This is a genomic window from Acinetobacter sp. 1294596, assembly GCF_000582925.1.
In the GTDB taxonomy this organism is placed as follows: Bacteria; Pseudomonadota; Gammaproteobacteria; order Pseudomonadales; family Moraxellaceae; genus Acinetobacter; species Acinetobacter radioresistens.
Map to the genome: position 1 here is coordinate 79,959 of NZ_JFCC01000007.1, position 25,039 is coordinate 104,997.

Consider the following 25,039-nt stretch of genomic DNA (forward strand, 5'->3'; position numbering starts at 1 on the left):
TTAATTAAAACATATTTTGATGAGCTATAAGCCAAGTTTTTCATGTAGATACGTAAAGCAAGACTATGGTCTTATACTGTTCAGAATCTACCTGCAAACAGTCCGCTAAATTTTTATCTATATTTTAAAAACTTAGCCAGTATATATTATTCGTTCAATAGCTCTTTAAGAGCCTGTTCCTGTCCAATCACTTTAGCAAATTCTGCTACAGTTTTTTGTCCGGGCTGCTGTGTATTCATATCACAGTCGACCTTACGCAGCTGTCTGGCAATTGCCCATTCCATTTTAAAAATAGCACCCATCAAGGCTGTATTACCTTTATTGTCTCTGGCACAGCGGTCAGCCCCGGATGCCAATAATGTGCTGACAATATTTTGCTGACCATAGTAAGTTGCTATCATCAAGGGAGTAAAACCTGCATGATTTCTGCTATCGACCGGAAATCCATATTTTAGGAATTCATCAATTACTTCTTTATTTCCTGTTTTTGCAGCAGCAAAGAAAAGATCAACCAGTTCCTGCTGGGCTAACAGCTTACTGTCTTGCACAGGAGACTCAGCTACTTCGGCCATCACGACGGTACTGCTCAGGCAAAATAGTGAAATCAGGAAAGTGCTTTTTAAAAAACTCATCAGGATTCCCCTTAGTCTTCAAAATAATAAAATATCTCTAACATATTGCTGTAATCACTCCACTTTAAAACTAGTGCACCACATGAGGTAAAGGTGATTAAGTTAACTCACCTTTCCTCACTGAAGGACTGACCGGACTTAGTCTTGCAGTTGCTCTGCTTTTGCCTTAACAGTAGTTAGGTTACCTTTTACCGCTTGGGTCAGCCGTGTACCATAATCTGCATCTGCCTTATAAAAGTAGGACAGCATGATGTGTTTGGTTTCGGTATCTTTTACTGCACCCAAATCAGCTGCCAAGTTACGGATCAGGTCATTTTTTTCAACCGCTGAATAGGAGCGATAGAGTTCACCGGCCTGTTTGAATGGTTGCTCTTTCTTGATTGCCTGCTGTAATACACTTCCTTCAAGTGGTGTCATGACTGCTTTGGCATGTGTGGTTGGAGGTTTAGGTTCCTTGCGGCTTGGTTCATAGTTCACATCTGAATCACGTTCAGATACATTCATGGAGCCTTCCTGGTTATTGTTATTGACCTTGACCAGAGGACGGTTTACTGGAATCTGCTGATGGTTTGCACCTAAACGGTACATCTGGGTATCTGAATAAGAGAAGATACGGCCCTGTAGCAGACGGTCCTCAGAAGGCTCAATGCCTGGAACCAGATTACCGGGTGCAAATGCCGACTGTTCAGTTTCATTAAAGAAATTCTTCGGCATACGGTTTAGCGTCAAAGTCCCTACTTTAACTTCTGGAATCAGGTGAGTGGGCCAGATTTTAGTAGCATCCAGTGGATTAAAGTCGAATTTGTTCAGATCTTTCGGGTCAAGTACCTGAATATATAAATCCCATTTTGGATAGTTTCCGGCATAAATATTGTTGTACAGGTCATTGGTCAGGTGATTAAAGTCCTTACCTTGCATTTCACGGGTCTGTTCCATGTTCATACCTTTAACACCCTGTTGAGTACGGAAATTGAATTTCACATACTTATACTCGCCTTTAGCATTGTACAGTTTAAAAGCATGCACACCGAAGCCATCCAGGTTGCGGTAGCTGACTGGAGTACCGAGGTTAGAATACACGTAGGTCAGCATATTTACAGCCCAAGGCTGACTTTGCAGGAAGTCAAACACACGGTTTGGATCCTGAACATTTGTCACCGGGCTTGGCTTCATAGCATGAATAAAGTCGGGAAATTTAATAGCATCGCGAATAAAAAATACAGGCAGGTTGTTGCCGACCAGGTCCCAATTGCCTTCCTGAGTATAAAACTTCAGGCCAAAACCGTGCGGGTCACGTAATGTCTCTGGTGAACCTTTAGGATGGATTACAGTAGAGAAACGCAAGAAAACCGGTGTTTTGGTTCCTGCTTTAAATAGTGATGCAACCGTTAAGTCCGATAAGTCTTTTGTCGCAATAAACTCGCCATATGCTCCTGTACCACGTGCGTGTACTACACGCTCAGGAATACGCTCACGACCAAAACGCTGCAATTTTTGAATCAGCTGTACATCCTGAAGCAAAGTTGAGCCATTCTCGCCGGCAGTGATTGAATTCTGGTTATCCCCTACAGGTGCTCCATTGTCTTTGGTCAAAGGCGCTGCGTAACTTGCTGACATGGTAACACCCAGCATGGTGACCAGTAATGAACGCTTAAACATAACATCATCTCTTTAATTTTCTGCAGCGGCACTTTACTAGAGTCTTTAAAATAGTTAAAAATGATAATAAAAATAAATATAATCGGTTATTCAAATATTTAAAAATAAGCTATTGTATAATATTAATAAAATATATATTCAAGTTTAGAAAGCGAGTTTTGATACACTATTAACCCAGTCTTTAAGTAAGCAAAAAAGAGAGTGAGATGCGGGCATTATTACAGCGTGTACTTGAGGCCAAAGTCATAGTGGAAGGCAAAATTACCGGTGAAATTGGTCATGGGATTCTGGTATTTTTAGGATTAGGGAAAGAAGACACGCTGGATACAGGTAAGAAATTAATCGATAAAATTTTAAAATATCGGTTTTTTGATGATGAGCAGGGAAAAATGGGTTGGAATGTCAGTCAGGCAGGGGGTGGTATTTTACTGGTTTCCCAGTTTACCCTGATGGCTCAAACCCAAAAAGGGTTACGTCCGGACTTTGGACCAGCGATGCCACCGAGTGAAGCTAAAGTACTTTATGAAGAACTGGTTGCCTACACGAAGTCTCAGTTTGAGAATGTACAAACCGGTATTTTTGCAGCAGATATGAAAGTCCATCTGGTAAATGATGGGCCGGTTACCTTCAATCTTGAAATAGAGTAATTTTAAAAAAAAATATAAAGAAGCCCTCTATTTTAAGAGGGCTGGGTTTTATTATTTCCCCGTTTTTTCCTTTAAAAACTGGCGAGCCATTTTAATTTTTTCTTTAACCGGCTTTGGCAGTTTAGGTGGAAGCAGTTTTGCTACCTGGTTAAACCAGACCAGTAAACCAAAATCACCTTCCATTTTAATACTGCCATTTTGCATCCCTGTCATAAAAGCAGTTGGATCACCTTTAAGCAGCGTCTTCACCCCCTGCTCACTATCAGCAAACTGTAAAATAAAGTCAGCTTTTTCAGCAGAACCAGATACAGTTTCTACGTGCCCATGATTAATGACAAACTGACGTGCCATCCCCTGTTCTGTCCCAATCTGGATACGGAACTGGCGATCATGGGTCAGTTCAATAAACTTTGGACTGGTACGGGCCAATTGCTTCATACGTAGAGCTAATCCCATCAGGAGTAAATCGAGAGGATCAGTACTCAGGTCAACCAGAGGCAAGTGAACAACAGGAATTGAAGACAGTTTCATGACATGCGCGCCTATTATATTCTTATAAAAAATAATCTTATGATCGTAGCATAAAAGCTTATTTTTAAATAAAGTCTTTGTATATTAAAAATTATCAAACGTAAAAAAAGGTGTACGGACAGGTACACCTTTTTTGTTAAGTCAGCTCATTTTTAGCGACTTGAACACTGTTGCTGGTCGTCTTCATAAACTGGAGTATGCTCAATATACTGGCGTTTAGCCAGGGCTTTTTGTGCACGGTGGTCTTCACGCAGCAAGAGCATGGTAATCGCCAGCATGGCCAGGCTGAGTGCACATAAATAACTGTAAGTGAGTGGAATAATAAAAACTGACTGAATACCAAAACGTACCATTTCCAGTAGTCCCCAGAACACCATACCGGCAAGCATAAAACTCAGCCAACGACGGTAAGGCGAAAAGAAAACAGCAACAAGTGCAGCAACAATTAAACCAAATCCCATGATGGTTGCATAATTCGCTGTCCACATACCAATCTCCGTCATTAATGATGTCGTTAGGCCCTTTCTTAGACCATCATGTTATTCCCCAAATGCCCTGCAAAATTGATTATTCTGCTTAGCCTGTTTTGTACTTGTTGGCATTATGAAGAGTTTTCTATAGAAAAAAAGCCCTGAATTCCGATTACACGACATACCTTGTCGCAACATTCTTTTGTCATTACATTAAAAAAAAATATAGAAATGTCTTATCCCAAGCTGTATCAATCTTGGCGCGTCATTACAAAAAAATATGTTGCTTTTTTGAGCAAAAAATAATTTTTTTAGTTTAATCTACACATATACAAACCAAGATTATTTTTTATTAACTATCTGTTTATCAGAAGTTTACCAACAAAAAGTGCGACTCCTGAGTCGCACAAGTTGTAACTGTATTTATGCATCAGGCACGATTCAAGTCCTTATCGTGTACACCCAGTAAATAAAGAACACCATCTAGGCCTACACTCGAAATTGCCTGATTAGCATTTTGCCGTACTAGAGGTTTGGCACGAAAAGCCACCCCTAAGCCCGCGATTGAAAGCATAGGCAAGTCATTAGCACCATCTCCAACAGCAATTGCCTGTTCCAGGGAAATACCCATTTTTTCTGCCAGTTCACGCAGTAAGAAGGCTTTGCGGGCACCGTCGACTATATGTCCTTTCACTTCACCAGTGACACGGCCATTTTCTACATCAAGTATATTGGCATGTACTTCGTCAATCCCGAGTTTGGCCTGTAAATATTCTGCGAAATACTGAAAACCACCCGAAAGAATAGCAGTTTTATAACCCAAAGCTTTTAACGTTGAAATCAGACGTTCTGCACCCTCTGTCACTGTCAGTCGTTCGGCGATTTTTGGTAGAACTTCGGCATCTAGCCCTTTAAGCAGAGCAACCCGTGCACGGAAACTCTGCTGGAAATCGAGTTCACCTTGCATGGCACGCTCGGTAATTTCAGCCACCTGCGCACCAACACCAGCTTCTATTGCCAATTCATCAATGACTTCCTGTTCAATCAAGGTGGAATCCATATCAAAACAGACCAGGCGTCGGTTACGCCGGTAAGCATTATCTTCTTGTACAGCAACGTCAACATTAAGCTCAGTTGAGAGCCTTAGACAGGCAGCTCGCATAGCTGCGGCATCAAGCATTTGTCCGCTCAAGCCAAACTGTATGCAACTACGCTTAGGTTCTACCTGTTCATGATTCAGATGAGGCCGTCCCGATAGACGGGTGACTGTTTCGATATTAAAGCCTTGCCCTGAGACAATATTCGTAACAGCTTGTAAATGCGAAGCTGACAGTTCAGGTGCTAAAGCCGTGACAATATAACGGGTTCGGCCACCTTCATTTACCCATTGTTCGTATTCTGTGCTTGAGATTGGTTTAAAGCGCACAGTTAAACCAATATCATGTGCTAAAATCAAAATCTCTTTCATTGCCAGAGCTGTTGCAGTCTGGTCGTTTGACGCGACTACAATGCCTAAGGTGAGCTGATTGTGAATAACGGCCTGCCCCACATCCAGAATTTGCAAGGAATGTACGGACAATACCTGCATTAATCGCGTAAACTGGTTGGGTTGATCAGGTCCTAAAAATGATATAAGAATGATTTCTCGCATGAATTGACTCGGGTCTGAGCTACAACTATTGTAAGAATCATAATCGAAATCAAATATAATTGCCTTGGAAGTTTACGTTGAATGCGCCTAGACAAGGGCTATTTGCTAGCCTGCTGATAATAAGTTTTGCATTGCATACCTTTTTACTGGTTCTTGCAACAACCCATCAACTCAATGAGAATCGGGCCAGCCAAGGCCAGCTGATGACCAGTCAACTGGTCAGTGACTCTCTGGCAGAGCTGGACCCCCCCAACCCGGTTTCGCTGGCATTGGTCGCCAACCGTTATGCGACCAATCCGAGTGTGGCATCTATTCGCATTCTGGATGCCAACAACCAGCTTTTAGCATCAAGTGGCATGGCTAAAACCCGTCAGGGTGAAGTATTTGTGCGTGATGCGCTGCAGAATGAAAAGAAAGTGGGCAGTATTGAAGTCAGTCTGATTAAACCCAGTATTGGTGAAATTTTACGGACCCAATGGCTGGCAATTCTGGCATCACTGTTTATACATATGCTGTTATGGCTGGCTTACCGGGCAGTTGCGCGTCCAAGCCGTAGCGAATATCTGGCACGGATCAACAATGAGTCACGCTTGAAACATGAAATTCAGCAGTTGACCCAGGCCCTTGAACTAGAGAAACATAATTCTGCCTTGATGGTGGCCCAAGTACAGCAGCAGGCTAAAGCCCAGCCATTACCTAAAGCCAGAACTGCCGAAACAACTTCAGATAATGATCAGCGAGTGGCATTAAATATTCAGTTCTATGATCCAAAACAGTTGCTTAGTAGCGTAAACCAGTCCGTTTCTGTGCCTTACTTTAAGCTTTGTCAGATTTTTCTGAATAAAAGTATTGAGCTGTGTGCACAGCATTATCATCTACGCAGTAGCAATCTGGAAATTCGACAGGAATTTAACCAGAATGGTGCAGTCGTTTCTGTCTCTGCTGACTCCAAACCAGCAGTTGAGTGTCTACTTATGGTAGGCACGGTATTCCAGTTACTCTCAGATGTACTGTATAAACGTTACCGTGAAGACAAACGCTTTGCCCTGCAAACACGGAGTGCGGTTGCAACCGCGGTTGAGGCAATGCAGCTCAACGCCCAGCAAGCTGCTGAACGTCTGGCCCAGCAGCTCAACGCCAAGGAAACTGCTTTATATCTCAATAATGAACAGCTTAAAGACATCAGCCAGAATTACCAGCTGATGCCAATGCCAAATCCGAGTAATGTCCTTACCCGAAATGCATTTATGCTCAATGGTTTAAATACTGAGTCTGCTGAACTTGCACAGCAAATCCGTACTGAAATCCTGATGGGTAAAAAAGTACGTTCAGAACAAGTCTAGTTTCTCTGAAAACATACACCTGATCTGTATATAGGTCAGGTTTTTTTATTTCAGTCTAAAACCCTTGGCACACTGGCCCAAAATCTTCCAGGTGAGCAAAGATTAAGCATATTCAGCTCTGTTTTAAAATCTTCACTCTTTTCAAAGGGCTATTAGGGTGTGTATAACAGAGAACCGGAACATCCATACTATAAGCATAGGCAAATATAGTTAAAACACGTTAGACTATGGCTTATCAATGCAATTTATTGTCAGCAAGACAAAAAAAGAGGGTCTAGATAGATGCCGCTCAATACTGTAGAAGAGCTCGTTGCAGATATCCGTGCAGGAAAAATGGTCATCCTGATGGATGATGAAGATCGTGAAAATGAAGGCGATTTAGTGATGGCCGCCACGCACGTACGCCCTGAAGATATTAATTTTATGATTACGCATGCGCGTGGTTTGGTTTGTCTGACTTTAAGCCGCGAACGCTGCAAGCAGTTAGATCTGCCACTGATGGTGGATTCTAACGGTGCCCAGCACGGAACAAACTTTACGCTGTCCATTGAAGCGGCAGAGGGTATCACAACCGGTATTTCAGCAGCTGAACGAGCTCATACGATTCGTACTGCCGTAGCTGCCCATGCCAAACCAAGTGATATTGTCCAGCCAGGACATATTTTTCCATTAATGGCTCAACCGGGAGGTGTTTTGCACCGCGCCGGACACACAGAAGCAGGCTGCGATCTGTCAAGACTGGCAGGACTGGAACCGGCTTCAGTCATTTGTGAAATTATTAAAGAAGACGGTACAATGGCACGCCGTCCGGATCTGGAAATTTTTGCTGAAAAATATGGACTGAAAATCGGTACAATTGCAGACCTGATTCATTACCGTATGACCAATGAACAGACTATCGAACGTATTGACCAGCAAAGTATCGACACTGAATATGGAACTTTTGACCTGTATCGTTATCGTGAAATCGGTAACCCGGATATTCATCTGGCGCTAGTAAAAGGTGAGCCTAAAGAAGGGGTCACTACGGTTCGTGTGCATGGTTTTAATCCAGCTCGTGATCTGCTGAAACTGAACAAGCAGGAAGGCGAGCCAGCCTGGAATCTGGACCGTGCCTTAAAAACCATTGCTGATAGCGAACGTGGTGTACTGGTCTGGATCGGACAGCGTCACTTGCAGGACTTGGGCCCTGCGCTTGAAAGCCTGAACAAGCCTAAACCGATCAAATCGAACGCAGCGTTATCGCAGCAGTATCAGACTATTGGGGTAGGGGCACAAATTTTACGGGATCTGGGGGTAGAGAAAATGCAGCTACTTAGCTCGCCATTACGCTTTAATGCCCTGTCCGGCTTTAATCTGGAAGTGGTGGAATATATCACCGCAGATCAAACTTTAGTTAAATAATCGAGGTTGCTATGGCGATTCGCCGTATTGAAGGTTTATTACATCTCGCGAGCGAAGGCCGTTACGCGATTCTGGTCGGCCGTTTTAACAGTTTTGTTGTAGAACATCTGTTAGAAGGTGCGATTGATACACTGAAACGTCATGGTGTATCTGAAGAGAATATTACTGTTGTTCACGCACCGGGTGCTTGGGAACTGCCAGTAGTTGCAAAAAAACTAGCTGCAACAGACAAATTTGATGCCATTATTGCGCTAGGCGCAGTGATTCGCGGCAGTACACCACATTTTGACTTTGTAGCCGGTGAATGTGCCAAGGGCTTGGGCGTAGTTGGGCTAGATACTGGCTTGCCAGTGATCAACGGTGTATTAACTACGGATAGTATTGAACAGGCAATTGAACGCTCTGGTACAAAAGCAGGTAATAAAGGTAGCGAAGCTGCCCTGACTGCTATTGAAATGGTTAACTTGTTAAAGGCAATCTAAAAGATGTCGCAAACTCTTCAAGCAACTTATGCAGCAAAACGCAAAGCACGCCGTTTTGCTGTACAAGGTATATATGAATGGCAAATGAGCCATAATCCAGTGCATGAAATTGAAGCTCGTACCCGTGCTGAAAATGCCATGCATAAGGTCGACCTTGGCTATTATCATGAGCTGCTTACGCAAGTTGTTGCCCAGCATGAAGCACTTGATACCTTATTGGTTCCGGTACTTGACCGTGAGCTTGGTGCACTTGATGGTGTAGAACTGGCTACGTTACGTCTGGGCGCTTACGAGCTACGGGATCATCTTGAAATTCCTTACCGGGTCGTACTGGATGAAGCGATCGAACTAGCCAAGCATTTTGGTGGTGCAGATAGTCATAAATACATTAATGGTGTACTTGACCGTCTGGCACAAAGTCTGCGTGCGGCAGAAAAACAGCAAGCTGAATAAAAGCTGTTGACGATGGCCGAGTTTTCCTTAATTCAGACCTACTTTAACCGTGATCATCATAGTCAGGTTGATTTAGGTATTGGAGATGACTCGGCTCTGGTCTCCCCTCCTCCTGGCCAGCAACTGGTCATTTGTGCTGATACACTCGTGGCCGGCCGTCATTTCCCGCTCTCGACCTCTGCCCATGCCATTGGCTGGAAAAGTGTCGCGGTAAATCTTTCTGATATTGCTGCCATGGGTGCCAAACCACACAGTATTTTACTGGCATTAACTTTGCCACAGGTAGATCACGAGTGGTTACAGGCTTTTAGCCAAGGCCTATTTGACTGCTGCCAGCAGTTTGGTGTCAGCCTGATTGGTGGTGATACCACTCAGGGTCCACATCTAACTATCAGTATTACTGCATTGGGCTGGGTTGAAGCCGGAAAAGCCATTACACGTAGCGGAGCCCAGGCAGGTGATTATATCTGTGTAAGTGGGCAGGTTGGAGATGCAGCTTATGGTCTGCAACATCCCGGACATCCTCTGCAAAAACGGCTAGATTATCCAACACCACGCTGTGAACTTGGCCAGCAGCTTAAAGGCATGGCCTCAGCCATGATCGATATTTCAGACGGACTGGCACAGGATTTAGGTCATATTTTACAGGCATCGCATGTAGGCGCACAGATCGAACTCGAGTGTCTGCCACTTGATCCTGTACTACAGCAGCTCTCTTTAAATGAAAAGTTCCAGTATGCCTTAGCTGGTGGCGATGACTATGAGCTTTGCTTTACGCTGAGTCCGACAGCTTATGAAAAACTTTTACAACAACAAAGTCATGTAAAAATTAGCAAAATCGGGCATATTACTGAGCGGCTCGGCTTAACTTTTGAAAAAGATGGCATAGACCATCCGTTTCAGTTTCACGGATATCAACATTTTGCATAAACCTTCCATCAAATTTAAACAGATGACCTGGACACAGCGCTGTATTGTATTTTGTGGCGTAGGTTTCGGTTCAGGTCTAGCACCTAAGGCTCCGGGTACGTTTGGTTCTGCTTTTGCCTTGCTGTTTATACCCGCTTGGCTGGCACTAGGTTTTTTTAACAGTGTCTTGATCATTGTACTGATGTCACTGCTAGGTATTTATCTGTGCGGGCGTACTGCTGAACTCATGGGTGTACATGACGATGGCCGCATTGTCTGGGATGAATTTGCTGGACAGTCTATTTCATTTTTACCACTGGTGTATCTAGGTCAGATGAATTGGCTGTGGGTTCTTATCGGTTTTGCCCTGTTCCGTTTGTTCGATGTCTGGAAGCCTTGGCCAATCCGGGTAGTTGACCGCCGGGTACATGGTGGCTTTGGTATTATGCTTGATGATATTATCGCGGGTATCTGGGCTGCACTCTGTATATTAATTTATTTATATTTTTCCAGGATTTAACCCTATTTTTTAGGATTACTCATGTCTACAAGCGTTATTATTCTTGCGGCAGGTAAAGGAACCCGAATGCGTTCCCATTTACCTAAAGTCTTACAACCTCTGGCAGGGCGTCCATTGCTTGGTCATGTGATTGAGACCGCAAAAAAACTACAAGCTGAAAATATTATTACGATTTATGGCCATGGTGGCCAACTGGTTCAAGATGCATTTGTTGAAGAAAAAATTCAATGGGTAGAACAGGCAGAACAGCTCGGAACCGGACATGCGGTTCAAATGACGCTACCAGTATTACCTAAAGAAGGTATTTCCCTGATTCTATATGGTGATGTGCCGTTAGTGCGCCAGCAGACATTAGAACAGCTGCTGGAGGCATCCAGAGAAACCGGTATTGGCATGATTACTTTAACTGTAGACAAACCAGCAGGTTATGGCCGAATTGTACGTGAAAGTGGCAAAATTCAGGCAATTGTCGAGCACAAAGATGCGTCGGATGAGCAGCGTCTGATTAATGAAATCAATACCGGTATTTATTGTGTTAGTAATGCCAAGCTGCATCAGTGGCTGCCGCAGCTTTCCAATGACAATGTACAGGGTGAATATTACCTGACTGACATTGTAGCGATGGCCGTGGCAGACGGTCTGGAGATTGCATCAATTCAACCAGAACTGGCATTTGAAGTTGAAGGAATAAATGACCGCCTACAACTTTCTGCACTGGAACGCGATTTTCAGCAGCAGCAGGCGAAAGATCTTATGCAGCAAGGGGTGCATTTGATTGATCCTTCACGCTTTGATTTACGTGGAACATTAAAAGCCGGCCAAGATGTGCGAATTGATATTAATGTCATTATTGAGGGCGACTGTGAACTCGGTGATTTTGTCGAGATTGGCGCAGGCTGTGTTCTCAAAAATACTAAAATTGCGGCTGGAACCAAAGTCCAGCCATATAGCGTATTTGAAAACGCGGTAGTGGGTGAAAATACCCAGATTGGGCCATTTGCCCGCCTTCGTCCGGGCGCAAAACTTGGCAATGATGTACATATTGGTAATTTTGTTGAAGTGAAAAATACCTCTATCGGTACAGGCTCGAAAGCCAATCATTTTACTTATTTAGGGGACGCTGAAGTCGGCGAAAATTCCAATATTGGTGCAGGCACAATTACCTGTAATTATGATGGTGCCAACAAGCATAAAACCATTATTGGTAATGAGGCCTTTGTCGGTTCAAATAGCTCACTGGTTGCCCCGGTCAGAATAGGTAATGGCGCAACAGTTGGTGCAGGCTCAGTCATTACCCGTGATGTTGAAGATTATTCTCTGGCTTTTGAACGTGCCAAACAGCTCTCCAAAGAAAACTATCAGCGTCCACAAAAAATTAAAAAATAGAGGAATAAACTATGTGCGGTATTGTTGGTGGCGTTGCTGAACGTAATATTATTAATATTTTAATTGAAGGCCTAAAACGCCTTGAATACCGGGGTTATGACTCAGCCGGTGTTGCCCTGCTGCATAATGGCCAGATTGTACGCGAACGCCGTGTCGGTAAAGTAGCCATGCTGGAAGAAGCAGTTCGTGATAGCCAGATTAGCGGTTCGGTCGGTATTGCTCACACGCGCTGGGCCACTCATGGTAAACCGACTGAAGATAATGCTCACCCGCATATCTCTGGTAATGTTGCAGTTGTTCATAATGGTATTATTGAGAATTACCAGGAACTCAAAGATGACTTAGAAGCTCTCGGCTATGTTTTCACCTCACAGACCGATACCGAAGTAGTGGCACATCTGGTTAATGATGCCCTTAAATCAACCTCAAATCTGCTGGAAGCAGTTAATCAGGTGGTTCCACAGTTAAAAGGTGCCTATGCACTGGGAATTATCCATACTGATCATCCGGATGAGTTAATTACAGTACGTGAAGGCTCACCTCTTGTGATTGGAGTAGGTATTGGCGAGAACTTTATTAGCTCTGACCAGCTGGCATTGCTTCCGATCACTAACCGTTTTATCTATCTGGAAGAAGGTGATATTGCACGCCTCACCCGTAACAGTATTGAAGTTTATGCTCATGGCCAGCGTATTGACCGTCCGGTAAAAGAGCTGGATGCTACAGTAAGCAATGCATCTAAAGGTGAATATAAGCACTATATGCTCAAAGAAATTTATGAGCAGCCGGAAGCGATTCAGCAGACAATATCTCAGGCTCTAAATAGTGACCACCTGCGTGAAGATTTTCTGGAAAGTGCTGAAAATGATTTCAAGAATATCCAGCAGGTACAGATTATTGCCTGTGGCACCAGCTATCATGCCGGTATGATTGCCAAATACTGGTTTGAACAGATTATCGGGCTGTCCTGCCAAGTCGAAATCGCCAGCGAATTCCGTTATCGTTCGCCGGTAATTATAGCAAATACCCTATATATCTGTATTTCTCAGTCTGGTGAAACTGCCGACACACTTGCTGCCCTGCGTGATACCAAAAAACGGGCTGCCGAGAAAAATATCCCTATTACCACCATGACGATTTGTAATGTTGCAACTTCATCAATGGTACGTGAAACAGATCATTATCTGCTGACTTTAGCAGGGCCAGAAATTGGTGTCGCCTCAACCAAGGCCTTCACTACCCAGCTGGCGGCATTAATGCTGTTAATATTAAAAGTCGGTCAGGTCAAGCAAAGTATTAGTGCTCAGCAGATTGCTGAGATTACGGCAGAGTTATGGCACTGTCCAAAAGTAATACTGGATACCTTGCAACATGACAGTGAGATTTTACGTCTCTCTGAGCTGTTTGTAGAAAAACAGCATTGTCTGTTTTTAGGCCGGGGAATTCATTATCCGATCGCGCTAGAAGGCGCGCTTAAATTGAAAGAAATTTCCTATATCCATGCTGAAGGCTACGCAGCAGGAGAATTAAAACACGGCCCACTGGCATTGGTAGATAACGATATGCCAGTAGTTATTCTCGCGCCACAAGATGACATGCTCGATAAATTAAAATCGAATATGGAAGAAGTACAGGCACGTGGTGGAGAATTATTTGTTTTTGCAGATGAGAACAGCGGTATACAGGAAAAAGAGCGTCAGCATGTGGTCAGCATTCCTACTGTAACTGCCTGCTTGGCACCTATTGTATATAGTGTTCCAGTGCAGCTATTGTCTTACCATGTTGCAGTGTTACGTGGTACTGATGTGGACCAGCCGCGTAATTTAGCCAAGTCCGTTACTGTTGAATAATTTAATACCTGATAATAAAAAAGAGAGTTTATTGCTCTCTTTTTTATTATTTAAAAGAAATGATCATCTTCATAATTAAGATTGTTTTACATTGTTTATAGAATTAGTAGACGAGGGATATACCGAAAATTTTTTAGCTCCTGCTACGCAAATGACAACCATGAGTGAAATCCCCCACATTATCGGGCTTACGGTTTCATTCAACAACCAAGCAGACAAGCCTAAACCTAAAAACGGTTGTAGCAGTTGTAATTGTCCTACTGCCAGTACCCCGCCTTGTGCCAAGCCTTGATACCAGAAAATAAAACCGAAAAACATACTAAAGAAAGCGACATATAACAGCGCCAGCAGCTCAGAAATAGTAATCTGGCTAAAACTTTGTGGTAGATAGACATAACTCAGTATGAGCATAAGCGGTAAAGAAATTACCAAAGCCCAAGAAATTACTTGCCACCCGCCAAGCTGTCTCGACAGTTTTCCTCCTTCAGCATAACCCAGTCCACAAACCGTTATGGCAGCTAGCATCCAAAGGTTTCCAGACATGGTATTTTCACCCTGTACTTTAAGCAGCATAAAACCCATGACACCACTGCTCCCCAGAAGTGCAAATAGCCAAAATAAAGGCTGAGGACATTGTTCACTACGTATTACACCAAAAATAGCTGTAGATAGGGGTAGCAGAGCAATAAAGACAATTGAATATGATGCAGTAATATATTGCAACGCAAGTGCAGTACATAAAGGGAAACCTATAACAACGCCTAAAGATACAATTACCAGAGAGCTCACATGAGTACGTTTAGGCCATTTCTCTTTCAATATTTTTAAGACCAATAAGGCCAGCAATCCGGCAATTGCTGCACGGGCAACAGTTAAAAACTCTGGGGTAAAACCTGCTACAGCGACTCGGGTTGCAGGCAGGGAGCCTGAAAAAATAATTACGCCAATCAGCCCATTTAACCAGCCTCTAGATGACTTATACATACTCTATCTTCCTATAACGGTTGATGTGTTATAAGACATCTTATAGTTGTACTAACAGATACAGCCCCATACAATTTAAACATACTGTATTGCTCTAGAAATTGGCACTGTTATGGAAAATAATGTAAAGAAAACAAAAATAGAAATAGTCATGCAAAGTGTGCGTGAAAAAGTGGCAAACCGCCATCTGGTCTCAGGGGCACGCTTACCTTCAGTACGGGCAATGGCCCAGAAATTTAATTTTTCGGTCTCTACCGTTGTAGAGGCTTATGAACGGCTGGTCACGGAAGAACTTATAGAAGCACGTGCCGGAGCGGGCTATTTTGTTTGCTCGTCGGTCAGGGCTTATCCTTTAAATACGGTTGAACCTTGTTTGACCCGGGAAATAGATCCGCTCTGGATCTCACGGCAATCTCTTGAAGCAAAGCCAAATTCTCTTAAACCAGGATGTGGCTGGATGCCGGCAAACTGGATGCCAGAAGCTGCTTTACGAAAAGCATTGAGAAAAACCTCACGAACTGAACCTGATGGTCTGGTCAGCTATTCTACACCTGCCGGTTATGCACCCTTACGCCATCTGATTGCCAGACGTATGGAGATGACAGGGGTATACAGTCTACCTGAGCAGATAATTTTATCCGATAGCGGTACACAGTCAATCGACCTGATCTGTCGGCTCTTTTTAAATCCAGGTGATGTTGTCCTGATTGATGATCCTTGCTATTTTAACTTTCACGCGTTACTCAAGGTGCATAAAGTCGAAACTATAGCAGTTCCTTTTACAGCTCAGGGTCCAGATATAGCAGCGTTTCAAGCTGCACTGGCTAAACGGCCGCGACTTTATATTACCAATGCCGGTATACATAACCCGACCGGGGCCAGCCTCTCGATTTCTACTGCATACCAGATACTCAAACTGGCCGAGGCAGCTCAACTGATTATCATAGAAGATGATATCTTTGCTGATCTTGAATTAATTCCGGCACCCCGTTATACAGCATTAAATGGTTTTCATCAGGTAATACAGATTGGCAGCTTTTCTAAAACCCTGTCAGCATCTATTCGCTGCGGTTATATTGCTGCCAAACCGGAATGGGTTGAACGCCTGATCGATCTTAAGATCGCTACCTGTTTTAACAGCAATCATTTAAATACTGAAATTATTTATCATGCCTTAACAGATTCAGCCTACCGCAAGCATCTTGACTGGCTGCGCCTGCATCTGGCAGAGGCTATGAGTAAAACCGCAGGAAACTTAAAAAAACTGGATATTCACCCTTGGTTGTTACCTAAAGCAGGTATGTTTCTCTGGTGCCAGTTACCTGCGGGCTATCAGGCGGATAAAATTTCTAAAGATTCGCTCAAACACGGCGTAATTCTCGCACCAGGCGGAGCATTCAGCTCATCACCAACCGCTAACCAGTTTCTAAGATTTAATGTGGCACAGTCCAATCATAAGAAAATCTACCAGATCCTGGAGAAAGTCTTAAACAAACAATCCAGAGCTGGCAGCACCGACATTTAACTGCAGGATTATTCCTGATTAGTATAGACGTCTTGTATATCCATCCTATAAGCCGATTAGGAAAGTTAGTCTCTAGGTGATCAGTTATAGTTGTACCGCTGACAGCTTTAATAATCATGAATTTTCAAGATTATACGTAATGTCTATTTTCCAATATTATCGCTCGCTATATGGTATGGCCGGGTGAAGACTATAAGTTGTACCTGTTTCATCTGGTGGTTTAAGGCTAGCCAAATTTTATATTATACCGGCTGAAGCGCATTAATATTGCGAACTCTTATTGAACACTACCACTCTAGCACTTTAAATAATCATCTCTGAGAAAAGCTGGGTTCACAGTTTAGATACAACCAGATTTATTCCTCATGCCGCTGTGGCGCTACTTCCTGCCGAGTTCGGCTGGCCCAGTAAGTTGCCAATGCCGGGCCGGAAATATTATGCCAGAGGCTAAAGATGGCACTTGGTACTGCTGTAACTGGTGAAGCAGCAAAATGTACGGCGGCAAGTGCAACACCCAGTCCTGAATTCTGCATACCAACCTCGATTGCCACCGCTTTACTGTCTGCATAAGGTAACTTAAACAGGCGACTGGCCCAGAATCCCAACAAATATCCCAAGGTATTATGCAGCATGACTACTCCTAGAATCATTAACCCGGATTCCAGTATAGAAGCCTTGCTGCCGCCAATGATCGCAGCCACAATGGCCACAATAGCAACCACTGAAACCAGAGGCATGACCTGAATATACTGTTCTACCTTTTGCTTAAGTAAGCTACGGACAATGAGCCCTAGCAGTATTGGAAATAGCACCACCTGCAAAATAGAAACCAGCATTGAAGCAGCATTAATTTCAATCCACTGGCTGGCCAATACATAAAAAATTGCTGGTGTAAAAATAGGTGCCAATAAGGTAGATACCGAGGTACAGGCTACTGATAACGCCGTATTGCCCTTGGCCATATAAGTAATTACATTAGAAGCTGTACCTCCCGGGCAACATCCGACCAGAATGACGCCAATGGCAATTTCAGGCGGTAACTGGAATAATTTACATAAAATAAAAGCCAGGCCCGGCATGACTACGAACTGGGCAGCTACTCCAATGATTACTGCTTTTGGGCTTTGTAATACGCTTTTAAAATCATTTGGTGTCATGGTCATGCCCATGCCAAACATAATAATACCCAGCATCCAGGTAATATAGGCCTTGAGCCAGACAAAAGCCTCAGGCACTAATAAGGCAACCCCTGCAAACAGGACAACCCATAATGCAAAAGTTTTCTGAATAAACTGGGTCAAGCGTAACAAGGCAGCCATAAAATTCATCCATGTATTGACAGAGAAAATCAAACTTTAAAGTTTTACTATAAAAATATTCTTTTTCTGTTGAGGTAAGCGGGTTTGAATACCCATTCTGCCATATTCTTTGAGCACATCACTCATCTTGAACTGTGACTTTAAATAAATCATCTGATTGGATACGCTGTACGCCCCTATCCAGCATCTGCTGCCAAGCTTGTTCAAGTGAACCCTCAAGATCAATTGCCTTGGTGGCATCTTCAATTACAAAAGTATTAAAACCGAATTGACGTGCATCCATTGCTGTCCAGGCCACACAGAAGTCTGTAGCAATCCCTGCAATATATACTGTATCAATTCGGCGTTCTTTTAAATAACCTGCCAGACCGGTTACAGTTTCCTGGTCTGCTTCCAGAAAAGCTGAGTAGCTGTCAATGTCAGGATGAAATCCTTTTCGGATTACTAGCTGTGCAGCTGGAACATTAAGCAAGGGATGTAATTCAGCATCGTCAGTGCCTTGAACACAATGTGCCGGCCACAGTACTTGTGTCCCGTAAGCTAGCTCAATACTGTCATAAGGCTTTTTATTTATATGGTTTTTTGCAAATGAAACATGATTTTCCGGATGCCAGTCCTGAGTCAGAATAATATTTTTAAACTTTTGAGCCAGCCGGTTAATTAGCGGAATAATCTGGTCCGCCCCATTGACTGCCAGATTGCCACCGGGACAAAAACCATTTTGCACATCGACAATAATCAAAGCACTGTTTTGCGGAAGCATGCGGTAGCTCCTCTAAGCTGTATCTAAAAATCAAAATAGTGTAGCGTGGTTTCAGTACAGTTTAACCAGACAAATTAAATTTCTGTGGTTTTCTCGTCACACCAATAAAAAAGCCCGACAGATGCAGGCTTTTAAGTGATCAGATTCAGGTCTGTGCAGGCAAGCGACGTACTAACAACAACATGAGTATTGCTGAAATAATAATACAGGGAATAGCTGCAGAAATGACTCCAACAGCACCAAAACCGGCAGATAGCAACTGACCTGCAATTGCTGGCCCAAGCATAGCTCCAACCCGTCCTACAGCAGATGCCATACCTACTCCACTAGCCCGGATATTAGTCGGATAAACAATACTGCCAAACGCATACAGTACCCCTTGGCAACCAATGACAAAAGCACCAGTTAAAGCAGCTGCCCAGTACATCTGCTGCAAGGAACCCGCTGCACTTAAACTAAACAGCCCGGCAGCAATACCGCCATACATGAGGAGTATGACATAGGCTTTTTTCCAGCGATCTGTCAAAATACCCAGAATAATTGTACCAACGGTAGCTGCGACCATGAAGAAGAACTGTGCAGTGCTGCCTTCTTTACGCGAGAAACCGAGTTCCATAAACAGGGACGGTAACCAGCTTAACATGATATACACCACCATCAGGGTCAAAAAATAACTGCCCCATACCAGCAAAGTCCGTAATAAATTTTCTTGGTTGAACAGTGGTTTAAATGAATTTGGTATTTCGATTCGGGGTTGTAATTGTCGGGATTGCAAAAATTCATGTGATTCTGGCAAAAATTTAACCATGATCGGAATAACAATAATCGGTAGCAATCCACCCAAGTAGAAAATATTTTTCCAGTCAGCTCCAAACTCCAGACTGGCGATATAGGATAGTGCGGCAGCGCCGACCGGCATACCGCAATACATTAAACCTACAGCATGGCCACGCTGGGCAGGACTCACGGCTTCTGAAGCCAGAGTAATCAGATTCGGCATAGCCGCGCCGAGCCCTGCACCTGCCAGCAACCGTACCAATAGCAGGCTATAGAAACTGTTGACCCATACCGTACATAAAGTAAATACCGCAAAGGTTGCAACTGACCAGATCAGAACTTTTTTACGGCCAATCTGGTCCGCATAACGTCCCCCAATTAATGCGTCCGGTAACAGCCCCAGAATACCTGCACTAAAAAATATGCCTAACTGTGAGCTATCTAGCCTAAAATGTTCACGGATACCGGCAGCTGCAATTCCCGCAGCCTGAATATCTAGCCCTTCAATGACAGCAATTAAAAAACAGATAACCACCGTAATAATGGAATGCTTTTTATTTGATCCACCCATCTAGCGTATCCTTAAAGTAGAGGTGATGACTTAGCCTCACATCATCCAGAAGGCCAACATTTAATATAACTAGCCATAAATTCTAGAAATTTCTATTTTTTTTATTAATTACTGGACTTTTCTTCTAATATAAAAATACTGAGATAGTGATAAAAACAATAACTGGCAAATAATACTGACTAAAAAACTCAACAATAGAGCTGTAAATACTATATTTTTTTAATTTTTAGACTAACTTCTACTGATTTTCTGATAGCTGAAACCAATAACTTATTATTTTTTGAGTAGTTTTAGTACATCAGATTTTAAAATTTTTTTATTATATTCCTCTATAAGCTCATCACAATTAGCTCTTAATCAGGTGATTTTTATCTTTCTGGCTCTCCAGACTATTAATTTTAATATTTGATGATTTACCTGGTCATTTCACTGTCCTGAACTACAGGTTTTCTAAATTAAAATAATTCGGTTCAATTCATTATCAGACTGGAAATTAAAAATTTTTGGTCGCCTGAATATGTTTCATCAAAGTTTTTCATCGCTTTGGCGAAAGTATATTGTTCTTCACCAGATGTTCAGTCATAATTTGCATAAGCATTATGCAATGGGCTACGCCTGTTCATATTTTGCTTACACTCAAAATACTGCAACCATCCAGACACTTAATTCTTAAACTATCCGGATGGACAACAAGGATATTTTTTTAAAATGACTCAGCAAGCACAGACCATTCAAGGCTCAATTGTCGCCATTGTCACCCCAATGTTTGAAGATGGTAGCGTAGATTGGAAGGGTCTTGAGAAGCTGGTTGAGTGGCACATAGAACAAGGCACTAACAGCATTGTTGCTGTTGGCACAACAGGTGAAGCATCGACTTTAAGTATGGCTGAACATACACAGGTGATCAAAGAAATCATTCGTGTGGCCAACAAACGTATTCCTATTATTGCCGGCACTGGTGCGAACTCAACACGCGAAGCCATCGAACTGACTAAAGAAGCCAAGGAACTGGGTGCAGATGCTGCCCTGCTGGTGACTCCTTATTATAATAAACCGACACAAGAAGGTCTTTATCAACATTATAAAGCGATTGCTGAAGCTGTCGATTTACCACAGATTTTGTATAATGTACCAGGTCGTACTGGTGTAGACATGCAGAATGAAACTGTAATCCGTCTAGCCGATCTTCCACAGATTGTTGGTATTAAAGATGCTACCGGCGATATTATGCGGGGCTGCAAACTGATCGAAGGGCTGAAAAACAAGATTTCAGTATATTCAGGTGATGATGCTACAGCATGCGAGCTGATTCATGGCGGGGCTCAGGGGAATATTTCTGTAACTGCCAATATTGCACCTAAGATCATGAGTGAAATCTGTGCAGCTGCAATCAAGGGAGATAAGACTTTAGCTCTTGAACTTAACAATAAAGTATCAAATTTACATAACATTCTATTTTGTGAATCGAATCCAATTCCTGTGAAATGGGCTCTTCATGAAATGGGTCTGATTGGCACTGGTATTCGCTTGCCGCTGACCCCACTTGCAGAACAGTATCGCACCCCACTGCGTGATGCCCTCAAAGCAGCGGGTATACTTGAATAAGAGCACAAAGATTATGCAGTTACGTATTGGTTTAGCCCTGACCCTTTCAGCCTTGAGTCTGGCTGGTTGCAGTTCCATGAGCATCAATAATGGTTCTCTTGACTATAAAAATACAACCACACTAGAACCACTTAAATATCCTGAAGGTTCTCTGGTACGACCAGTTACGCCGCTGTATCCGGCACCTACAGTTGAACAGCTCGCCATTGATAATGCGCCTAAACTTGAAAATAAGCGGGGCAACCGTTTTGCTTTGCCTCGTCCAGAATCAGCTCAGCAAGGTGCAAATCAGTCTGCTACAGCTCAGAATGTGACTGAAACTGGGCGTCCTCAAGTAGTGATGGATGGTAACCGCAATCCGTTACTTAAAATTGAGGGTAACTCGGCAACGATCTGGCAATACACCCTTGCCACGCTGAGCAGCCTTAACTATAGCGTAGTTGGCCAGAGTAAAAATGGTCATGAAGCCACTATTAAAGCTGATAACCGGACATATGTTTTAAGACTAACCTCCGTAGGTGCAAGTCATACACTTGCTGTGTTTAATGCCGATAATAGTTTTGCAGATCCACAGCAGGCTGCAGAGCTGTTAGCTCAGATTTACCAAAATTGGCCAGCCTAGTCGTACTAGGCATTTTTTTGTAAAAAGGTTCCTCCATGTTAAAACAAACCTTGCTTTATACGGGTAAAGCGAAATCTGTATATGAAACAGATTCTGCCGACCATCTGATTTTAGTCTTTCGTGATATGCCTCTGCGTTCAATGGCGAAAAAATCGAACAACTAGATCGTAAGGGCAAGGTGAATAACCGTTTTAACGCCTTTATCATGGAAAAACTCGCTGCTGCCGGGATCGAAACTCATTTCGAGAAGCTGCTTTCACCTACAGAAGTTCTGGTCAAGAAACTGAAAATGATTCCGGTAGAATGTGTGATCCGTAATTATGCTGCAGGTTCATTATGTCGTCGTCTAGGTATCGAAGAAGGTAAGGAACTTAATCCACCTACCTTTGAACTGTTCTTTAAAGATGATGGTTTAGGCGATCCAATGGTAAACGAGTCTCAGGCAATTGCCTTGAGCTGGGCTACTGCGGAGCAGCTGGAACAGATGAAGGTTCTTACCTATAAAGTAAATGAAGTTCTAAAAGACCTGTTTGCTCAGGGCAATATGCTTCTGGTAGATTTCAAGCTTGAATTTGGTGTGTTCCATGACCGTATAGTACTTGGTGACGAGTTCTCTCCAGATGGCTGCCGTCTATGGGATAAGGATACCAAGAAAAAACTCGACAAAGACCGTTTCCGTCAGGGATTAGGAGGTGTTGTTGAGGCCTATGAAGAAGTAGCCGCACGTTTAGGTATTGATCTATCTGATATCTGAGATAGCAGTAAATTAAAAAACCGGACATAGAGTCCGGTTTTTTAATTTAATAGTATTATGTTTGCACACTTCAATCATGGATTTATTATTCAGATAAGTATAATTTTTTACCCAGTAATTTAACGGCTCTGATAACACTGTTTTAATTTTTGATAATCATAATAAAAACTTGTGGGTTGGTAACGTGCATAATTGCAAGCTGGTTTAAATAAAGTTTCTTTTTCGTTATAAAGCATTTTTACTAGCGTATGGCCTTGAGGATTTTGATAAATATCCCACTGTATATTGGTGGCCATAGGTGAAACTGTTTCGCCCCGCCATGTGCTGGTAGCATAACTATAAGTCTGATGCAGGGCTAAAGGTTGCATCATACTATGCAGATCAAGACTGGTCGCAAGCGGAATAATAATTTCTGCATGGGCAAAACGTAAAACAGCTTTATAAGGTTGTGTTTTCTCGATAACCTGATCAGCTTGTTGAAATAAATCCTGTTTTAGGCCATATGCTATTTTACTTGTTACCTGATTTGATTCTAAAAAGCTTGGTCCTTTTTCATAAAAGTCATGAGCATCATTAAATTCAGCGTAAAACCTGGCAGCATTTAAAGGCATGTATTTAGCAAAGTCTGTTCCTCGTAATTCACTTTGCATTCCACCTGAAATCGAATAAAGCTCATACAGATAAGCTGCAGCATCTACCGTGCTTGCGATTGTATTTTTACCCTTACCCTTTTCTGTAACTTGCTCCCCTGCAGGAGTAGTGACCGTAAATGAGCCTGTATTACTGAAAATATAGTCAGGTAAACCGAGCTTTCGAATAAAATCTGCCTTAAAGATGGGTTCGAGTACAGTTAATGCAACTGCCTCAGCCTGAGTATGGTTAGATAATTCATCAAGTTTCTTGTTCAAGTCATCATTATTTTCTTCAAACTGTTGATAGGTCTGACTCGCCTCATAAATTTCCTGTTGATGAGGGTTAAGTGCTTTAATTAAATCTTCCTCTGCATTTAAGCGGTGAAAATAAAGCTTGAAGCGGTCGACTCCACCTTCTTCAATGGTAGGAGAAATAGTACTGGTCAGACTGGTATAGGAGTCAGGTTCTATTTTATTTTTAAGCTCACTTCGCTGCTGAATTAATTCAGCTGTGAAAAATTTTGCACTATCGACTGCCCGGTCCACTCCAGAACTTTGTATCCAGATTGAAGCATCCTGATTAAACAAGTTTGGTAAACGCTGCAGTAACCGGTCAGCAATTCCACGATGTTCCAAAATACCTGTCACAGTTTCATTACCATAACCAAACTGGCGAATACCTTCTACCCCATAGCCTAAAAGTATATTAGCTTGCATCATAGTTTCCAGGTCTTTACCCAGTTGTTCCCCTAAAGGAGTTAAGGCATTTTCTGCTTTCGCCTGTTTCCATAAATGATATAAGGCTAGATCATACTTAAGGCTTGATAATCCCCTTGATCCATGACGTGCAACCATTTCTGTAAAAACAGGCTGAAAGCCTGAAGGAACTGGCTCGTAACTTTTTAAATCCTGTTGTGGCTGATAAGGGGTTTTAGTTTGATAATATTTTGACTCAGTATGATTTGAAGGTGGTATGACTAAATTATTACTGGTTTCATCGTTACAGGCAACTATAAATAAATTTAAAGCTAATATACTGATTTTAAATATTTTATTCATATAATTCAAATAATAGATAAGGAAATGCTGGGTATAATAATTTAATGTTATGTCAATTTTATTACTAATTTTAAAAGAGGATCTCTACTAGAATATTCTGTTAATTGTTTTATAATTGGGTGAATAGGGCAGAGTAAAACTTGAAGTGCGACATAAACCACCTAATTAATTTAAAGGGTTTATGGAGTATATAAAATTGTCATACCATCATCTTAACTTTGAAGATCGTACTGCATTAATGCTTGAGTCAAGAAAAGAAGGCTTTTCAGCCAGAAAATTTGCTGAACTCATTAAAAGACATCCTAGTACGATCTATCGTGAGCTTAAAAGAAATAGCATCAATGACGTTTATCAAGCTCGATATGCTTCTGATAACACCTTCGCTAGACGTAGACGTGGTCACAGAAAACTCAAAATCGATTCAATCCTCTGGAAATTTATTGTTGAAGCGATCCGTTGTTTATGGTCTCCTCAGCAAATAGCAAAGCGTT

General features: G+C 42.5%; 23 protein-coding genes and 1 pseudogene. 14 read left to right on the plus strand and 10 right to left on the minus strand.

The features are described 5' to 3' along the window. Positions 1-146: 146 nt before the first annotated feature. Positions 147-572 (minus strand): ankyrin repeat domain-containing protein, encoded by a 426-nt coding sequence (locus J502_RS04845; protein WP_410113645.1) that lies wholly within the window; start codon positions 570-572, stop codon positions 147-149. Positions 573-770: 198 nt separating this feature from the next. After that, complete coding sequence (locus J502_RS04850; protein ID WP_034683307.1) at positions 771-2,291, minus strand: catalase; 1,521 nt, start codon at positions 2,289-2,291, stop codon at positions 771-773. A 206-nt stretch (positions 2,292-2,497) separates the two neighbouring features. Between J502_RS04850 and dtd the strand changes: the two genes are divergently transcribed. Continuing rightward, complete coding sequence (gene dtd / locus J502_RS04855; RefSeq protein ID WP_005017742.1) at positions 2,498-2,938, plus strand: D-aminoacyl-tRNA deacylase; 441 nt, start codon at positions 2,498-2,500, stop codon at positions 2,936-2,938. Positions 2,939-2,989: 51 nt separating this feature from the next. On the opposite strand, the gene J502_RS04860 is transcribed toward dtd, so the two are convergent. The 3 genes from J502_RS04860 to serB all read right to left on the minus strand — a co-directional run bounded on the left by J502_RS04860 (position 2,990) and on the right by serB (position 5,590). Then, the gene (locus J502_RS04860) at positions 2,990-3,469 is read right to left on the minus strand and encodes an SCP2 sterol-binding domain-containing protein (RefSeq protein ID WP_005017739.1); all 480 of its coding nucleotides are present in this window, start codon (positions 3,467-3,469) and stop codon (positions 2,990-2,992) included. A 152-nt stretch (positions 3,470-3,621) separates the two neighbouring features. Then, on the minus strand, positions 3,622-3,957 hold the full coding sequence (gene aciT, locus J502_RS04865) for a ciprofloxacin tolerance protein AciT (protein WP_005017736.1): 336 nt from the start codon (positions 3,955-3,957) through the stop codon (positions 3,622-3,624). Between the two features lie 412 nt (positions 3,958-4,369). Beyond that, entirely contained in the window at positions 4,370-5,590 is a 1,221-nt protein-coding gene (gene serB / locus J502_RS04870; protein WP_005017734.1) for a phosphoserine phosphatase SerB, read from the minus strand. Between the two features lie 59 nt (positions 5,591-5,649). On the opposite strand from serB, the gene J502_RS04875 reads away from it, so the two are divergent. From J502_RS04875 to glmS, 8 genes are all read left to right on the plus strand, one after another. After that, positions 5,650-6,933, plus strand: a complete 1,284-nt coding sequence (locus tag J502_RS04875; RefSeq protein ID WP_155757371.1) for a hypothetical protein — start codon at positions 5,650-5,652, stop codon at positions 6,931-6,933. Between the two features lie 282 nt (positions 6,934-7,215). Beyond that, positions 7,216-8,337 carry a bifunctional 3,4-dihydroxy-2-butanone-4-phosphate synthase/GTP cyclohydrolase II gene (gene ribBA, locus J502_RS04880; protein ID WP_034683312.1) on the plus strand — a complete coding sequence of 374 codons (1,122 nt, stop codon included), beginning with the start codon at positions 7,216-7,218 and terminating at the stop codon, positions 8,335-8,337. An 11-nt stretch (positions 8,338-8,348) separates the two neighbouring features. Next, the gene (gene ribH / locus J502_RS04885; RefSeq protein ID WP_005017729.1) at positions 8,349-8,819 is read left to right on the plus strand and encodes a 6,7-dimethyl-8-ribityllumazine synthase; all 471 of its coding nucleotides are present in this window, start codon (positions 8,349-8,351) and stop codon (positions 8,817-8,819) included. A 3-nt stretch (positions 8,820-8,822) separates the two neighbouring features. Beyond that, positions 8,823-9,272 carry a transcription antitermination factor NusB gene (gene nusB, locus J502_RS04890; RefSeq protein ID WP_005017726.1) on the plus strand — a complete coding sequence of 150 codons (450 nt, stop codon included), beginning with the start codon at positions 8,823-8,825 and terminating at the stop codon, positions 9,270-9,272. Between the two features lie 12 nt (positions 9,273-9,284). Then, a complete protein-coding gene (gene thiL, locus J502_RS04895; protein WP_034683314.1) occupies positions 9,285-10,202 on the plus strand; it encodes a thiamine-phosphate kinase in 918 nt (305 codons plus the stop codon). Between the two features lie 22 nt (positions 10,203-10,224). Next, positions 10,225-10,701, plus strand: a complete 477-nt coding sequence (locus J502_RS04900) for a phosphatidylglycerophosphatase A family protein (protein ID WP_005404828.1) — start codon at positions 10,225-10,227, stop codon at positions 10,699-10,701. 21 nt (positions 10,702-10,722) lie between these two features. Beyond that, the gene (glmU, locus tag J502_RS04905; RefSeq protein ID WP_005017718.1) at positions 10,723-12,087 is read left to right on the plus strand and encodes a bifunctional UDP-N-acetylglucosamine diphosphorylase/glucosamine-1-phosphate N-acetyltransferase GlmU; all 1,365 of its coding nucleotides are present in this window, start codon (positions 10,723-10,725) and stop codon (positions 12,085-12,087) included. Positions 12,088-12,098: 11 nt separating this feature from the next. Next, positions 12,099-13,937 (plus strand): glutamine--fructose-6-phosphate transaminase (isomerizing), encoded by a 1,839-nt coding sequence (gene glmS / locus J502_RS04910; protein ID WP_005017717.1) that lies wholly within the window; start codon positions 12,099-12,101, stop codon positions 13,935-13,937. A gap of 75 nt (positions 13,938-14,012) precedes the next feature. Here glmS and J502_RS04915 read toward each other — a convergent pair whose 3' ends face one another. Next, the gene (locus tag J502_RS04915) at positions 14,013-14,921 is read right to left on the minus strand and encodes a DMT family transporter (RefSeq protein WP_005017716.1); all 909 of its coding nucleotides are present in this window, start codon (positions 14,919-14,921) and stop codon (positions 14,013-14,015) included. Positions 14,922-15,033: 112 nt separating this feature from the next. On the opposite strand from J502_RS04915, the gene J502_RS04920 reads away from it, so the two are divergent. Next, entirely contained in the window at positions 15,034-16,446 is a 1,413-nt protein-coding gene (locus tag J502_RS04920) for an aminotransferase-like domain-containing protein (RefSeq protein ID WP_034683317.1), read from the plus strand. 356 nt (positions 16,447-16,802) lie between these two features. Here J502_RS04920 and J502_RS04925 read toward each other — a convergent pair whose 3' ends face one another. From J502_RS04925 to mhpT, 3 genes are all read right to left on the minus strand, one after another. Beyond that, complete coding sequence (locus J502_RS04925; RefSeq protein ID WP_005017714.1) at positions 16,803-17,765, minus strand: bile acid:sodium symporter family protein; 963 nt, start codon at positions 17,763-17,765, stop codon at positions 16,803-16,805. A 118-nt stretch (positions 17,766-17,883) separates the two neighbouring features. Next, entirely contained in the window at positions 17,884-18,528 is a 645-nt protein-coding gene (gene pncA / locus J502_RS04930) for a bifunctional nicotinamidase/pyrazinamidase (RefSeq protein WP_005017712.1), read from the minus strand. Positions 18,529-18,673: 145 nt separating this feature from the next. Then, a complete protein-coding gene (gene mhpT / locus J502_RS04935) occupies positions 18,674-19,876 on the minus strand; it encodes a 3-(3-hydroxy-phenyl)propionate transporter MhpT (protein ID WP_034683320.1) in 1,203 nt (400 codons plus the stop codon). Positions 19,877-20,584: 708 nt separating this feature from the next. Here mhpT and dapA point away from each other — a divergent pair. From dapA to purC, 3 genes and pseudogenes are all read left to right on the plus strand, one after another. Beyond that, positions 20,585-21,481, plus strand: a complete 897-nt coding sequence (dapA, locus tag J502_RS04940; RefSeq protein ID WP_005017708.1) for a 4-hydroxy-tetrahydrodipicolinate synthase — start codon at positions 20,585-20,587, stop codon at positions 21,479-21,481. 13 nt (positions 21,482-21,494) lie between these two features. Beyond that, positions 21,495-22,103: a hypothetical protein gene (locus J502_RS04945; RefSeq protein ID WP_005017707.1), complete on the plus strand. Its 609-nt coding sequence runs from the start codon at positions 21,495-21,497 to the stop codon at positions 22,101-22,103. A gap of 35 nt (positions 22,104-22,138) precedes the next feature. Continuing rightward, positions 22,139-22,857: pseudogene (gene purC / locus J502_RS04950) on the plus strand (phosphoribosylaminoimidazolesuccinocarboxamide synthase). Positions 22,858-22,976: 119 nt separating this feature from the next. Here the strand turns inward: purC and J502_RS04955 are convergent. Further along, complete coding sequence (locus J502_RS04955) at positions 22,977-24,548, minus strand: histidine-type phosphatase (protein ID WP_034683322.1); 1,572 nt, start codon at positions 24,546-24,548, stop codon at positions 22,977-22,979. A 181-nt stretch (positions 24,549-24,729) separates the two neighbouring features. Between J502_RS04955 and J502_RS16495 the strand changes: the two genes are divergently transcribed. Then, a partial coding sequence (locus J502_RS16495; RefSeq protein ID WP_033844983.1) for a helix-turn-helix domain-containing protein occupies positions 24,730-25,039 on the plus strand: 310 nt, incomplete at its 3' end.